The following is a 15,107-nucleotide window of genomic DNA, read 5'->3' as shown; positions in this document are numbered from 1 at the left end:
AAAAAAGAGAGATTGATCCACCACAACCGGCGCATGGCTTAACTGCCATTGGCGTCCAAGGAGTTTTGCGTAATTTAAATATATATATCAAGCATCCTGCGCAGTACGTGAAATATTTTTGAATATGTTTAACTGATTAACAGCAAAACTAGGGCTATTCGATCTATTTTAATTTATTTAAATTATTGACTTTATTTTATTTACGCTAATATCACTTACTAAACCCGCATCGATGTATTTGATAAATAATAATTATACCATTGATCTTGATCAATGACGTGAGATTAGCGATCGCATCATTGTCTGTGAAATTTCGTTTCATGCTCATAATCGCGCACGATTGGAGAATTGCATGGCCGATACGCAGAGTGGGCAAGTCACGGCAGAAAAAGAGCCGCACAAACTGACATTGTTTCCTTTGATTGCGCTTGTGTTGGGATCGATGATCGGCGGCGGCGTCTTCAATCTGCCATCGGATATGTCTCGCGCGGCATCGCCGGGCGCAATCATTATCGGCTGGATCATCACCGGCATCGGCATGTTGATGCTGGCGCGCGTCTATCAGTCGCTCGCCAATCGTCGTCCCGATCTCGATGCCGGACCTTACGCCTATGCTAAGGCCGGTTTCGGATCGTTTATCGGCTTCAACAGCGCCTGGGGATACTGGCTCAGCGCCTTTCTCGGCAATGTTGCCTATGCGGTGGCGATCTTCTCGGCCTTGTCGTTCTTTTTCCCAGTTTTCGGCGATGGGTCCAACCTGCCGTCGATCATAGGCGCGTCCATCTGCCTTTGGCTGATCCATACACTTGTCCTCTACGGCATCAAGCAGGCGTCATTCGTCAATATCGTCACGACGATAGCCAAACTTGTGCCGCTGATGCTGTTCATCCTGATCGCCATCGTTGCTTTCCATTGGGACAAGTTCACCTTCAATTTCTGGGGCCGTGGTGAGGAAGCCACACTTGGCAGCATTACGCACCAGATCAAAAGCACGATGCTGGTGACGCTGTGGGTGTTCATCGGCATTGAAGGTGCCAGCGTCTATTCGGCCCGCGCCGCCAACCGCAAGGATGTGGGCCGCGCGACCGTGATCGGCTTTCTCGGCGCACTCGGCATCTATGTGCTGGTATCGCTGCTCTCGACCGGGTTGATGAGCCAGCCGGAACTCGCCGGGTTGAAAGTGCCCTCCATGGCAGGCGTCTTCGAGCCGCTTGTCGGTCATTGGGGCGCGCTGCTCATCAATATCGGCCTTCTGATTTCAGTGGGTGGGGCTTTCCTGTCCTGGACCCTGCTCTGCGCGGAAATCCCATTTTCCTGCGGTCGCGACGGCACATTTCCAAAGTGGTTTGCGGTCGAGAACAAGAACGGGTCGCCAGCCAATGCGCTCTGGGCAACGAACCTCGCGATTCAGTTCTTCCTGCTGCTGACCTATTTTTCCGAAAGCGCCTACCAGTTCTTCTACTTCATCGCATCGGTCGCCATTCTGCCGCCTTATGTGTTTTCCGGCGCTTTTGCACTGAAACTCGCGCTCAGCGGCGAGACATATGGCGCCAACAGCAAGTCGCGACGGCGAGACCTGTGGGTGAGCCTGATAGCGACGCTCTACGGCGTCTGGCTCGTCTACGCGGCGGGACTAAGCTTTCTACTGATGTGCACGGTGCTCTTCGCACCCGGCATTCTGGTTTACGCGAAAGCCCGCAAGGAACATGGAGAACCGATCTTTGAGGGACATGAAGTTTGGATCGCGGCAGGCATAACCCTGCTCGCCCTCGTCGCCATCTATCTGATGTGGACGGGAGTTATCACCCCATTCTGACGCATTCATCCACGGGAACGATCTTTTGCCGGCTACCGGAAAATCTTCCCGCCCAGATCACCCTTTCAAACAGGAGCATCGAGATGAGACAATTTGGAGTGCATTCGGAAGTCGGCAAGCTACGCACAGTGATGGTTTGCAGCCCATCGCTCGCCCATCAACGACTGACGCCAGCCAATTGCCATGACCTTCTGTTCGATGATGTGATCTGGGTGCACGAGGCCCAGAAGGACCATTTCGACTTCGTTCTCAAAATGCGGGAGCGCGGCGTGGAGGTTCTGGAAATGCAGGACCTGCTCGCCAAAACGCTGGACGACAAGGAAGCACGCCAATTCGTTCTCGACCGGCGTATTCTGCCTAATCAGATCGGGCGCAATGTCGCCAATTCCATGCGCCCCTGGCTGGATGAACTGCCATCAAAAAACCTGGCCCAATTTCTCATCGGCGGCGTGGCCGTTTCCGACCTGCCGGACATATGGGGCAAGGAACTGATGCTGGACGTGCTGGGCGGTACGGAATTCATTATTCCGCCGATCCCCAACACGTTGTTCCAGCGCGACTCATCCTGCTGGATTTACGGCGGCGTGACCGTGAACCCGATGTTCTGGCCAGCCCGTCAGCCGGAAACGCTGATCCAGCGCGCCATCTACAAATATCATCCGGAATTCAAGGACGGCGATTTCAAAATCTGGTGGGGCGATTTCGACACCGACCACGGCAACGCCACGATGGAAGGCGGCGATGTCATGCCCATCGGCAATGGCGTTGTGCTGATCGGCATGGGCGAACGCACAACTTATCAGGCTGTCGGTCAGGTGGCGGAAGCGCTGTTTGCCGCCAATGCCGCCACCCGCGTCATCGCCTGTGTGATGCCGAAAAGCCGTGCGGCCATGCATCTCGATACGGTGTTTAGTTTCTGCGACCGCGACCTCGTTACGATTTTTGGCGAAGTCGTGGACCAGATTCGCTGCTTCAGCATTTATCCGGGCGACGACGGAAAAATCGCCGTTCGTCCCGAAACAAAGCACCTGCTGGAAGTGACGGCGGAAGCGCTGGGACTGAAGAAACTGCGCTCGGTGGCAACTGGCGGCAACGCCTACGAAGCCGAGCGCGAACAGTGGGACGACGGCAACAATGTCGTCGCGCTGGAGCCCGGCGTGGTGGTTTCCTACGACCGCAACACCTACACCAACACGCTGCTGCGCAAGGCGGGCGTTGAAGTCATCACCATTCGCGGTTCCGAGCTTGGCCGTGGTCGGGGCGGCGGGCATTGCATGACTTGCCCCATATGGCGCGATCCGGTCTGAGAACCGGACTTCCATCGCAACGTTATATAGTTTTGGAGACGTATCATGAGCTTTAATCTGCGCAATCGTTCCCTCCTCACGGTGCAGGATTACACGCCACGCGAATTCCGCTTCCTGCTCGATCTGGCGCGCGATCTGAAGCGCGCCAAATATGCGCGCACCGAACAAAAGCACCTGTCAGGCAAGGAAATCTGCCTCATCTTTGAAAAGACCTCCACACGCACGCGCTGCGCCTTCGAGGTCGCCTGTTCGGATCAGGGCGCCAATGTCACCTATCTCGATCCAGCCGGATCGCAGATCGGCCACAAGGAATCCTTCAAGGACACGGCGCGTGTGCTGGGGCGTATGTATGACGCCATCGAATATCGCGGCTCATCGCAGAGCGGTGTTGAGACGCTGGCCAAATATGCCGGTGTGCCGGTCTATAACGGCCTGACCGATGAATATCATCCAACCCAGATGCTGGCCGACGTGCTGACCATGTGGGAACACAGCGACAAGCCGATCCCCCAGATCAAATATGCCTATGTGGGCGACACGCGGTCCAATATGGGTCATTCGCTTCTGATCGTCGGCAGCCTGATGGGCATGGACGTTCGCATCTGCGGACCGAAGGAACTGTGGCCCGCTGACGAATATCGCAAGATTGCAGAAGACCTCGCCGCCGCATCGGGCGCAAAGGTCACCATCACCGATGACGTCAAGGCGGCGGTCAAGGACGTGGACTTCATCCACACCGATGTCTGGGTCTCGATGGGCGAAGCGAAGGAAGTCTGGGCCGAACGCATCAAGCTGCTGAAGCCCTATCAGGTCAATGCTGCGCTGATGAAAGCCGCAGGCAATCCGCAGGTGAAGTTCATGCATTGCCTGCCAGCCTTCCACGATACCGAAACCGTGGTCGGCAAGCAGATTGCCGATCAGTTTGGCATTACGGACGGTCTTGAAGTGACTGACGAAGTGTTCGAATCCCACGCCAATATCGCATTCGAACAGGCGGAGAACCGTCTGCACACCATCAAGGCCCTGCTTGTGGCAACGATTGGAGATTGAGAATGCGCATCGTCATCGCATTGGGCGGCAACGCCCTTTTGCGGCGCGGCGAGCCGATGACAGCCGAAGTGCAACGCAGGAATATCCGCACCGCTGTCGAAGCCATCGCGCCGGTCACCAAAGACCATCAGGTCATTATCACCCATGGCAATGGCCCGCAGGTGGGGTTGCTTGCCTTGCAGGGCGCCGCCTACAAGCCCGACGAAGCCTATCCGCTGGACGTGCTTGGCGCCCAGACGGAAGGCATGATCGGCTATATGCTGGAACAGGAACTTGGCAATGTTCTGCCATTCGACATTCCCATCGCAACCGTCCTTACCATGGTTGAGGTGGATGGCGATGATCCCGGCTTCCAAAACCCGACCAAGTTCGTCGGCCCGGTCTATTCCAAGGACGATGCCGACCGTATCCGTGGCGAAAAAGGCTGGACCTTCAAGCAGGACGGCGACAAGTGGCGACGGGTTGTGCCCTCGCCGCTTCCGAAGCGGATTTTCGAAATCCGCCCGTTGAAATGGCTGCTTGAAAAGAACACCATTCTCATCTGCGCGGGCGGCGGCGGCATTCCCACCATGTATGAGAAAGGCAAGGAACGCTCGCTTGGCGGCGTGGAGGCCGTCATCGACAAGGATCTGGCGAGCGAGCTTCTCGCACGTGAACTTGGCGCCGACCTCTTCATCATGGCGACCGACGCCGAAGCGGTCTTTACCGACTGGGGTAAGCCGACGCAAAAGGGCATCCACGAAGCGACGCCGGAATCCCTTTCGCACTATCAGTTTCCGGCAGGTTCGATGGGACCGAAGGTGGATGCCGCCTGCAATTTTGCCGAGGCAACCGGAAAGTCTGCCGCCATTGGCGCGCTGGCTGACATTCCCGGCATTGTCGATGGTAAAAAAGGAACCATTGTCAGTACAGGCTTTTCAAAACTGACCTGGCATTGAAGGAAATATTGGAAGCTCCGGCCTTTGAGGGAAGACCGGAGTTTTCAGCGTTTAACCTACTAAAGTCGCTATCAGGGGAGACCACAAGGTGAGCGAAAACGAACCGGCGCCGACCACTGGCGGTCATATTCCATCCATTCTGGATGCACTTGTTCCATGTATTGCGCTTATCGTTTTCCTCGCCCTTTCCTATTATCTGTTTGGTGATGCGGCCTCGTCCGGCCCCAACCAGATCGCCCTTGCGGTCTGCGGGCTGATCGCCGCCGGTGTTGCCTATAAGAACGGATCGAGCTGGGCCGCGGTCCGCGCCGCCGTTGTTGACGGGATCGCGACCGGCTTGCCCGCCATTCTCATCCTGATGGCGGTTGGCGCGTTGATTGGCACATGGGCGCTCAGCGGCACGATCATGTCCATGGTCTATTACGGGCTGAAGCTTCTCAACCCCGATTATTTCTACGCGACGACCACCATTGTCTGCGCGGTGGTGGCCTTCAGCATTGGCAGTTCATGGACCGTCGCAGGCACTATCGGCATCGGGCTTATGGGTGTCGCGGCTCATATGGACCTTTCCCCTGCAATCACGGCGGGCGCCGTCATTTCCGGCGCTTATTTTGGCGACAAGGCATCGCCGCTTTCCGACACGGTCAATCTGGCGGCGGCCTCCGCCGGTTCGGAAATATTCGACCACATCCGGGAATCCCTCTGGACCTCGATCCCCGCTTTGCTTTTGTCCATTGTGCTGTTCGGCTTTCTTGGTGAGCAAAACGATTTTGACGCAAGCTCCCTTCTCACAAAGATCGACAGTCAGATTCAGGTTTCGCTCTGGGCTTTCCTGCCCCTGCTGCTGGTCTTCGTGCTGTCGGTAGCGCGGGTATCTCCGGTCGTGGCGATATTCAGCGGCGCTTTGGCAGGCGCTATCCAGGGCGTCATCATGGACCCACAACGGGTGATCGCATTTGCCAATGATGCAGCGCTTCCCAGTGCGCTCGCCCTATTGAAAGGCGCATGGCTGGCGCTTGCCACCGGCTATACGAGCTCCGTCGGCGATCCCGATATCGACATGATTCTCAGCCGGGGTGGCATGGCGAGCATGATGACGACCATCTGGCTCATCATCACAGCACTCGCCTTTGGCGCGGTGATCGAGCATGCAGGCATTCTCAATCGCCTGATCGACCCGTTGATCCATCGCGCGAAATCCGATGCCAGTCTGATCTCGACCGTCGCAGGAACCGCTGTCCTGTCGAATGTCGTCACGTCCGATCAGTATATTTCCATTGCCCTGCCGGGGCGCATGTTCAAGCAGGCTTTTGCCAATCGCGGACTGGCACCCGCACTTCTTTCCCGCGTGATTGGCGACAGCGCAACCGTGACGTCCCCGCTGATCCCATGGAACAGTTGCGGCGCCTATATGGCCGCAGCGCTGGGGGTCAGCACCACCGCCTATGTCGGCTTCTGCTTTTTCAACATTCTCAATCCGCTGATGACCATCGGCTTCAGTCTTCTCGGCTGGCGCGTGCTTAGAACCGCCCCGGCGAAGGCCACGTCATAAAGGCTACCCGCGCCGCGATAGCAGCGCGATGAAGCAGGCCCCGCCCAGAAGCGAGGCGAACAGGCCAAGCGGCAGATTGTAGGGAAAGGCTACCATCCGCGCGAGCCAATCGGCGCTGACCATCATCAGCGCGCCGATCAGCATGGATGCCGTCAGGAAGCGCTTCGGTGTATGCAGGCCGAAATTGCGCGCCAGATGCGGAGCGATCAGCCCGACAAACGAGAGCGGCCCCACCATCATCGATGCAATCGCTGTCAGAAGCGCTGCAATCAGCACGATCACAAGACGCGGCAGGACGAGCGAAAGACCGAGGGTGCGCATCGTCACCGAACCAAGCGGCAAAATGTCGAGCCAGCGCGACAAAGCAAGCAGGATCGTGAAACTGGCGGCCAGCGCAAGAACGGCCAGCCAAAGCTGCATAGGCGTCGCCTGCGTGCCGGTACCGCTCAACCAGCCGAGCAGGACAAAGGCTTGTGGAGAGCCGGTTGCAATGATGGCTGTCAGAATGGAGCTGACCATAGCGCCAAGGCCGACACCGGCCAGAAGCAGCTTTTCCGCACCAAAACCGCTGCGCGCGGCAATCGCCAGAATGAAGATCAGCGCCAGCACCGAGCCGATGGAAGCGCCCAGCCATTGCAGGGAAAGGCTTGCGACGGGAAGCAGGAGAACCACCGCCAAACCCGCACCAGCACCAAGGCCGACGCCCATAATTTCGGGGCTGGCGAGCGTGTTACCCGTCATGCGCTGGAGAATGGCTCCGGCCAATGCCAGCATGCCGCCCGATAGGCCCGCAAGAGCAAGTCTTTGCACGCGCCAGTCGAAAAGCGCAGCGAACACTTCACCACGGGCAAGGACAAAACCGTCCTGCCCCCGGCCGAGACCGAGCGTGACGCCAGCAACAAGCAGGACAAGCAGCAACAAAATGGCGAAGAACAAGCCGGTACGCTTGAGCCGAACAGCGCTGGGCTCGCTCTGGCCCGACGGCCATTCAAACATGCGCAGACGCGGCAGCATCCAGAGCAGCAGCGGACCGCCGAGCAATGCAGTCGCAGCGCCCACCGGCAGGCGGTCGCCGGTGACGGTCTGCAACAGGCTGACGCAGCCATCGGTCAACCAGAGCAGAATTGCCCCAATGGCGGGCGCGGCGATCAGCTTTGTCTTGAGACGGCGCGCGCCAGAAAGCTGCGCCAGCGTCGGAGCGACCAGACCGACAAAGCCCAATATGCCGACTTCTGCCGTGATGCTTGCCGCCAGCCAGACGGCAAGGGCAATCACCAGAAGGCGGCTTGCCGCCAGCGACAGGCCGAGGCTGCGCGCATTGGCATTGTCGAGCGCCAGCAATGTCAACGGGCGCAGCAGGAAGAAGGCAATCCCGCCGCCGATCAGAACCCGCAGGGAGAGCGAAATGCCCGGCCCCCAGCTTTGTTGTTCCAGCGAACCGCCGCCCCAGATGAACAGCGAGAACACATATTCGCCATTGGCGAGGATGAGCGCCGTGCTTGCCGCCGTTGCGGTCAGCGACACGATCATGCCGCAGAGAATGACAGAAGCGGGTTCCAGCGAGCGTTTCCAGTTGAGCGCCAGCACCAGACTGACCGCCGCCAGACCGCCCGCCAAAGCCAGCCATTCTCGAAAGATGAGGGCCGCGGGCAGATAGAGTATACCCGCCGTCATGGCGAGCTGCGCCCCGGCAGCAATGCCGAGCGTTGAGGGTTCGGCGAGCGGATTGCGCAAAACCTGCTGCAACAGCAGACCGGAAAGCCCAAGACCGGCGCCACAGATCAGGGCCATGGCGTTGCGCGGTAAGACGGTGTCGAACGCGATGACCCGGTGCAGCGCCAGCAGTTCCGGTGAACCGGCAGGACCATTCAGCGCCCGCGTGAATTCGAAAGCGGCTATCAGTGCCGCGACAAGCGCGAGCAGCGCCCAGAACAGAAGCGGCCTGACGCCTGCAACACTCTTCTCCGTCATGGGCTGCTCTTCCAGTTTTCACGAAGAAGCTGGGCAAAGCGGCGCGCGGCAGGCAATCCGCCAAAATGGTCGAGCGGCGGCAGAAACAGAACCCGCTTTTCACGGACGGCGGGCATAGCGTTCCACAAGGCGTTTTGCGGCAGACGATAAAGCGTTTCAGGATCGGTCAGGCCGACGACCACGATGGATGCGTCCGGCGTTTCGGCCAATTGCTCCAGCCCCACCGGCGCTGCGGCTGAATAGCTTGTATCGCGCGTCCACGCATTCTGGAAGCCAAGCCGAACCAGCACTTCTCCAAACAGGCTGTCGCGACCGAAAGCGCGAAAGTGCCGGGCATCGCCCAGGCTGATGACGAAGACCTTCCGTCCCGGTATCGCAGCGAAGCGCTGCCGCGCCTCCGCAATCTCGCGTGCAACAGTCACGACGTAAGCGCGCGCTTCCGCAGCCAGACCAAGCTTTTCGCCAAGGCGCAACGTCGCCTCTTCCAGCATCGCATAGGGCGGCTGACCGGCGCTATAGACAGTCGGCGCGAAGACCGGCGCGATGCGCTCGAAGGCCGCACGCTGATACTCGTAAAAATTGGACGCGACGATCAGATCCGGTTCGATCATGCGCAGAAGCTCAAGATTGGGCGCTCCGCGCAGACCAAGATCAGCGACATTTTCCGGCACTGCCGGTTCAAGCTGCATTTGCCTGTATTGGCGCAGTTCTGCCGCTGCCACCGGCACAGCGCCGATCGCCAGAACGGTCTCAAGCATGGCCCAGTCGATCACCGCAAAACGCATCGTCGCGGCATGGGCCAAACGCAGTGCAGGCGCCGCAAAAAGGGCGCCTGCGAATCCGAGAACCGTGCGACGGGTGACTGTCATGACGGAACGCGCGGCGAAAACCGTCGCATCACCACTTGGTGTGCACCTTGAGCAAAGCCTTCCTGCCCTCGCCATAACCGCAGACATAGACGCCCTGACATCCAGCAACATAATCCTTGTCGAAAAGATTGGTCACGTTGAGATCGATGCCCCAATTATCCTTTTCATAGCCGAGTTTCAAATCGGCGAGTGCCACAGCGGGCACTTTCAGCGTGTTCTGCTCGTCGGCATAGGACGAGCCGATATAACGGACGCCGCCGCCCAGAGTCACTCCTTTCAGCGCGCCTTCGGGCACCTTATACTCGACGAAGACCGAAGCCTGTTGCTCCGGCAGGAGATAAGGACGCTTGCCGACCAGCGTTGGGTCCGAGGCGTTTTCCTTGACCTTGAGGTCATAGGCGGTCACGCTTGCCGTCACCTTCCAGTCCTCGGCAATATTGGCCTGCATTTCGAGTTCGAAGCCGCGCGAATTGACCTTGCCGAGCTGTTCACGGGCAAAGCTGGAGCCGGTGAGCGAATTTTCCTTGGTCAGATCGAAGAAGGACGCGGTGATCAGGCCATCGAAGAATGCCGGGCGATATTTGACACCGGCTTCATACTGAACGCCGGTTTCCGGCTTGGCATAGCTGCCGTCATACAGGGTCTCGATAATCGGATTGAAGAAGGTCGCAGCACTCACATAAGGCGTGATGCCGTTCTCGAACTCATAGCCGAGACCTGCACGACCGGAGAAGCGGCCCGTATCATATTCGAAGCTCGGCAGACCTGAGGCTTCAGTCCAGACATGATCGTAACGACCATTCAGCGTCAGTATCCAGCCATCGCCGAATTCCATGCGATCCTGCGCATAGACACCCACCTGATTGCGGCGCAGATCCTGATCAATATAGGGGTCCCACATAGGCCCCTGCGGCTCGCCATAAACCGGGTTATAGGCGTCGATGATCGTCGCGCCGCCGGTCTGCTGCATCTGGTCGATGCGGAAATAGCGGTACTCCGCGCCGAACAGCAGATTGTGATCGATGGCCCCGGTCGTCACCTTGCCTTCAAGCTGGTTATCAGCCTGAAAGGTGTTGACCGTGGTATCGTGCTTGAAATTGATGCGGGCGAGGTAGGGATTGCCAGCAGCTGGCTGCGCCAGAAATCCGTCATAGCCGTAAGGGTAGAGGCTATGCTCCTTCACATTGGCAAAGCCGTAACGCACATTCTGACGGATGGTCCAGTCACTGTCGAATGTGTGTTCGAATTCATAGCCGATCGATAGCTGTTCGCGATTATAGGAATCGACATCCGGCTCGGTAAAATTCGCCTTGCGCGAAATCTTGCCGAACTCGGTCGGCACCACGGTACCATAGTAAGGCAGAAAGCCGCCATCATGCGTCAGGTCCAGATGGGTATAGTTGGCCAGAATGGTCAGGCTGGTCGATTCATCCGGCTTGTATTCGATGCTTGGCGAGATGACGCCACGAAACTCCTTGGAAAAATCCGTATAGTTGTCGCCACCCTGGATCTTGCCGTTGACGCGGTAATTAACCGTCTCCGTCGCTTTGTCGCCAATGTCGAAGCCGAGATAGCCATTGCCATAGCTGTTGATGCCCGCCTCAAGATAGCGCAGGCGTTCGCCGGTCGGGCGCTTGCTGATATAGTTCACGATACCGCCGGGATTGGCACCGCCATAAAGAGCCGATGCCGGACCACGCAGCACGTCGATGCGCTCGATACCGAAACTGTCGATTAAAAAGCCGCCAAAGCCGTAACTGAAATTCTGCAACCCATCGAGATAGGTGCCATTGGCCGTCGCGTCGAAACCGCGAATATAGAGCCAGTTCGTGTCATTATCGACGCCGAAAGGCTGCGCCAGCACGCCGGGCGTATAGCGCAAGGCTTCGTCGATCTTCTGCGCGCCGAGCGCATCCATCTGATCGCGCCCGACGACCGATACGGATTGCGGGATCTTGTCGATTGCAACGCTGTCCTTCGAGCCGGTGGTCGTCGCCTGAGGCACAAAGCCCCGGACCGGCGCAACACCGTCAGCCCGCGTGGTGCCGCCATTGCCATCAGACTGAATGACAACGGTGTTCAGCTGAAGGGTTTTGCTGTCTTCCTGCGCCAAGGCAGGAATGGCGGCAAGCGCAGTACCGCTTGCCAGCAGGACGAGAAGATTGTGCTTCATCGACGGCATATGATGTGACCCCTAAGACGGATAAAAACGCGAACCTTCACAGGCTCCCGCGACCCCGCAGACGGGCGCGTTAATATGAGTGCTTATATCAAGAATATTCGGCAGGATTGTTCGTTTTTATGGCAAATTGAACGATCTTCAGTTCATCTCAGCGTGCAGTAAAAAAGCAATCCTTTCTGTGGCTCTGCTACACCTGTTGTCTCAGCCATGCCGCCGGCGTTGTGCCGGTTTGCTTCTTGAAAACACGCGTGAAATGGGCCTGATCGGAAAACCCGACCAGCGCCGCAATATGCGGCAGCGGCGTGTGCGCCTGAAGCAGCAGCGCCTGCGCACGCGCGATGCGTCGCTCCATCTGCCAGCTATGGGGCGACACCCCCGTCGATGCCTTGAAGGCGCTGCAGAAATATGTTTCCGACAGACCAGCCAGATCGGCCAGTTCCTGCAAGCGGATGATGCGCGCGTAATTGTCCTCGATGAAATCTGTCACGCGCCGGAGCCGCCATGGTGACAGCCTGCTCGCGCCTGCACGCGGCTGCGCTTCCGCCCCGAACAGTTCCGCGACAAGCGCGTTGATCAGGCCTTCACCATAGAGATCGTGCAACGGCGCATTGGACAGGCACTCTTCCGCCAGAAGCCCGCCGATCTGCTCAATCCTGGCATTGGAAAACAAAAGGCGTGGACGCTCGACCGCAGCCCTGTCGAGCGCGCCACCAAAGCGCTGCTGCAGCGTGTTGATGTCGAGATGCAGATCAAGATGCTTGAGCTTACCCGGTCTCGCACTCTCGCTCCAGATCGTCATGCCCGCCGGAATATAGCAAAGACGCGAAGGGTTCGCGCCTTGCGCAACGGCACGCCCCTTGCTGCCGGGACGGATATCGAGCGCGCCCTGGCTTTCGCAGACGAGAAACAGGCGTGGCGCTTGCGAGACATATTCACCGCGCGCGCCGGGACCGCATTCGACAGACCACACGTCAGCAATCGCGCCATTCCAGACGCGATAGTGAAGATCGTCCAGCAAGGTGACGTCTTCGATCCGGCTTTTCATATGCGGATGGAAACCCAAATCTGCTTTCCCGAAATCTTAATCTAAAAGAGGTATAACTTACTCATGTTTTTGTGGCAACTTTCGAAAAGCTGCGTTATTGCAGGGAAAGCACTGCGCCAGAGGACGACGATTGATGACCAACTTGTTCGAACTTGAGAATGTCAGCTTTTCGGTTGCCGGGCGCACGCTGTTGCAGCCTTTGACCATGTCGATACCGGCAGGAAGTGTAACAGCCTTGATCGGACATAACGGTTCGGGCAAGTCGACGCTGCTTAAAATCCTTGCCCGCCAGCAGCCAGCGTCGGGAGGCACAATCCATTTTGCAGGCAAGCGCCTCGACCAATGGGGCGACCGCGAATTTGCACGCAAGCTTGCCTATCTGCCGCAGCAGACGGCATCCGCATCGGGCATGCTGGTCAAGGAACTGGTCGCGCTTGGCCGTTATCCGTGGCACGGCGCTCTGGGCCGCTTTGGTGATACCGACCGGGCGAAGGTGGAAGAGGCCATCGAACTGACCGGCATAGCACCTTTTGCGGACCGGCTTGTCGATACGCTTTCCGGCGGCGAACGCCAGCGCGTCTGGCTGGCCATGCTGGTGGCGCAGGATACGCAATGCCTGCTTCTCGATGAGCCCACATCGGCGCTCGATATTGCCCATCAGCTGGAAGTTCTGTCGCTGGTACGCAAGCTGTCGCAGGAAAAGGAACTGAGCGTTTTCATTGTGCTGCACGATGTGAACATGGCCGCGCGCTTCTGCGATTCCATCTTCGCGCTGCATAGTGGCCGCCTGATCGCTCAATCAACACCCGCCGGTGTGATGGAGCCCAATCAGCTTCGGGAGATTTACGGCGTGCCGATGGAAGTCATGCACCACGCCGCGACCGGGCATCTGATTGCAGCTCCTTTGTAATTAAAACTGCTGACCTGCAAGATAGCGTTCCAATGTCTTGACCGTGCCATCCCGCCAGATTGCTTTCAGTGCAGAGCTGAACGCGGTGACATAGGCGGGATTGGCGGCAAGCGCTCCGAAAATATCATCCATGGAAAGCCACGCAGCCGGGTCGGCCTTGGCGCGCGCTGCCTGCTTGGTCAGGCGATCCCATGACGGATCATTCGGCTCGATAACAGCGCCGCTATCTGTGGTGCCATAGCAATAGCGGCACCAGAAAGCGGAAACGAGCGCAAGCCCGGTCACGGTATGGCCCTTCGCGACGCGGTCAGCAGCGGTGGGCAGGATGAATTTCGGCTGGCGGTTGGAGCCATCCAGACACAGGCGGCGGATGGTGTCGCCGATGCTTGGATTGGCGAAGCGCTTGTCGATCAACACGCGATAGGCTTCAAGATCGGTATCCGGCACGGGCGGCACTTCCGGGATGATCTCCTCCTTGGTCAACTTCTCCAGATAGCGCCGGATCAGCGGATGCTCCATGGCCTCATGCACGAAATGAATGTCGAGCAAGCCGCCCGGATAGGCGATGGCCGCGTGGCCGCCATTCAGGATGCGGATTTTCATCAGTTCATAAGCGGCAACCTGATCGGTGAAGGTGACGCCGACTTTTTCCAGAGCCGGGCGTCCGGTCGGGAAATTATCCTCCATCACCCATTGCTTGAAAACTTCGCAGAAGACCGGCCAGCCGTCATCGACGCCGAAATCCTTCGCGGCAATCTCGCGTTCGCGCGCGCCGGTGGCGGGCGTGATGCGATCCACCATCGAATTCGGGAAAGCGACATTGGCAGAAATCCAGTCGGCAAAGGCCGGGTCGCTCAGCTTGGCAAGCCCCGTCACGGCGTCTTCCGTCACATGCCCGTTGCCCGGAATGTTATCACAGGACATGACCGTGAAAGGCTGGACACCCGCCGCCTTGCGCAGTTTCAGCGCCTGAACGATCAGGCCGAACACGGTTTTCGGATGGTCCGGATGGGCGGGGTCGAAGGTCTGGCTCGCCGGGTCGATATAATAGCCGCCCTCGGTGATCGTCATGGAAACAATGCGCGTATCGGCCGATGTCAGATAGGCCATCAGGGCCTTGCGCCCTTCCTCGGTCGAAATCGTCACATAATCGACCATCGATGCGGTGATGCGCGCGGCTGCATGATCAGCCTCCTGTTCCACAACAGTCGTCAGCCAGTCCTGGACTTTGAGCGTATCACGCATGGCGTCGTCGCTGCCACGCACACCGGCGCCCACCAGCGCCCAGTCGTGCCCCTCGCCAGTCGCAAACAGATCGTCCAGATAGACTGCCTGATGGGCGCGGTGAAAATTGCCGACGCCGAAATGGACGATACCCGGCTTCAACCCGGCAGGATCGTAGCCGGGCTTGTGCACTTTATCGAAGCTTTGAAGCGTTGCGCGCGATAGCTTGGTCATGACGATATC

General features: G+C 58.3%; 11 protein-coding genes. 6 read left to right on the top strand and 5 right to left on the bottom strand.

Annotation, left to right across the window (positions count from 1 at the left end; translation table 11 throughout):
* Positions 1 to 352 precede the first annotated feature (352 nt).
* The 5 genes from arcD (at position 353) to FIC94_RS09680 (ending at position 6,663) form a co-directional block, all read left to right on the top strand.
* Positions 353 to 1,816 (top strand): arginine-ornithine antiporter, encoded by a 1,464-nt coding sequence (gene arcD / locus FIC94_RS09700; protein WP_109366959.1) that lies wholly within the window; start codon positions 353 to 355, stop codon positions 1,814 to 1,816.
* A gap of 83 nt (positions 1,817 to 1,899) precedes the next feature.
* Entirely contained in the window at positions 1,900 to 3,123 is a 1,224-nt protein-coding gene (gene arcA, locus FIC94_RS09695; RefSeq protein ID WP_121539446.1) for an arginine deiminase, read from the top strand.
* A gap of 45 nt (positions 3,124 to 3,168) precedes the next feature.
* The gene (locus tag FIC94_RS09690; RefSeq protein WP_140024722.1) at positions 3,169 to 4,173 is read left to right on the top strand and encodes an ornithine carbamoyltransferase; all 1,005 of its coding nucleotides are present in this window, start codon (positions 3,169 to 3,171) and stop codon (positions 4,171 to 4,173) included.
* Positions 4,174 to 4,175: 2 nt separating this feature from the next.
* A complete protein-coding gene (gene arcC / locus FIC94_RS09685; RefSeq protein ID WP_140024721.1) occupies positions 4,176 to 5,111 on the top strand; it encodes a carbamate kinase in 936 nt (311 codons plus the stop codon).
* 88 nt (positions 5,112 to 5,199) lie between these two features.
* Positions 5,200 to 6,663 carry a Na+/H+ antiporter NhaC family protein gene (locus tag FIC94_RS09680; RefSeq protein ID WP_140024720.1) on the top strand — a complete coding sequence of 488 codons (1,464 nt, stop codon included), beginning with the start codon at positions 5,200 to 5,202 and terminating at the stop codon, positions 6,661 to 6,663.
* 3 nt (positions 6,664 to 6,666) lie between these two features.
* On the opposite strand, the gene fhuB is transcribed toward FIC94_RS09680, so the two are convergent.
* The 4 genes from fhuB to FIC94_RS09660 form a co-directional block, all read right to left on the bottom strand.
* Positions 6,667 to 8,634, bottom strand: a complete 1,968-nt coding sequence (fhuB, locus tag FIC94_RS09675) for a Fe(3+)-hydroxamate ABC transporter permease FhuB (RefSeq protein WP_140024719.1) — start codon at positions 8,632 to 8,634, stop codon at positions 6,667 to 6,669.
* Positions 8,631 to 9,503 carry an iron-siderophore ABC transporter substrate-binding protein gene (locus tag FIC94_RS09670; protein WP_180917941.1) on the bottom strand — a complete coding sequence of 291 codons (873 nt, stop codon included), beginning with the start codon at positions 9,501 to 9,503 and terminating at the stop codon, positions 8,631 to 8,633. The genes fhuB and FIC94_RS09670 overlap by 4 nt, the downstream gene beginning before the upstream one ends.
* A 28-nt stretch (positions 9,504 to 9,531) precedes the next feature.
* The gene (locus tag FIC94_RS09665) at positions 9,532 to 11,685 is read right to left on the bottom strand and encodes a TonB-dependent siderophore receptor (RefSeq protein ID WP_140024718.1); all 2,154 of its coding nucleotides are present in this window, start codon (positions 11,683 to 11,685) and stop codon (positions 9,532 to 9,534) included.
* Between the two features lie 187 nt (positions 11,686 to 11,872).
* Positions 11,873 to 12,748: a helix-turn-helix transcriptional regulator gene (locus FIC94_RS09660; protein WP_109366953.1), complete on the bottom strand. Its 876-nt coding sequence runs from the start codon at positions 12,746 to 12,748 to the stop codon at positions 11,873 to 11,875.
* Positions 12,749 to 12,863: 115 nt separating this feature from the next.
* On the opposite strand from FIC94_RS09660, the gene FIC94_RS09655 reads away from it, so the two are divergent.
* Positions 12,864 to 13,640: an ATP-binding cassette domain-containing protein gene (locus FIC94_RS09655; RefSeq protein WP_140024717.1), complete on the top strand. Its 777-nt coding sequence runs from the start codon at positions 12,864 to 12,866 to the stop codon at positions 13,638 to 13,640.
* On the opposite strand, the gene FIC94_RS09650 is transcribed toward FIC94_RS09655, so the two are convergent.
* Complete coding sequence (locus tag FIC94_RS09650) at positions 13,641 to 15,098, bottom strand: mannitol dehydrogenase family protein (RefSeq protein WP_140024716.1); 1,458 nt, start codon at positions 15,096 to 15,098, stop codon at positions 13,641 to 13,643. It abuts the gene before it with no gap.
* Positions 15,099 to 15,107: the final 9 nt, after the last annotated feature.

Origin of the sequence: Ochrobactrum teleogrylli (assembly GCF_006376685.1) — a bacterium.
Lineage (GTDB): Bacteria > Pseudomonadota > Alphaproteobacteria > Rhizobiales > Rhizobiaceae > Brucella > Brucella teleogrylli.
The sequence above is the reverse complement of the archived record's forward strand: the minus strand, read 5'-3'. Positions and strand labels throughout refer to the sequence as shown.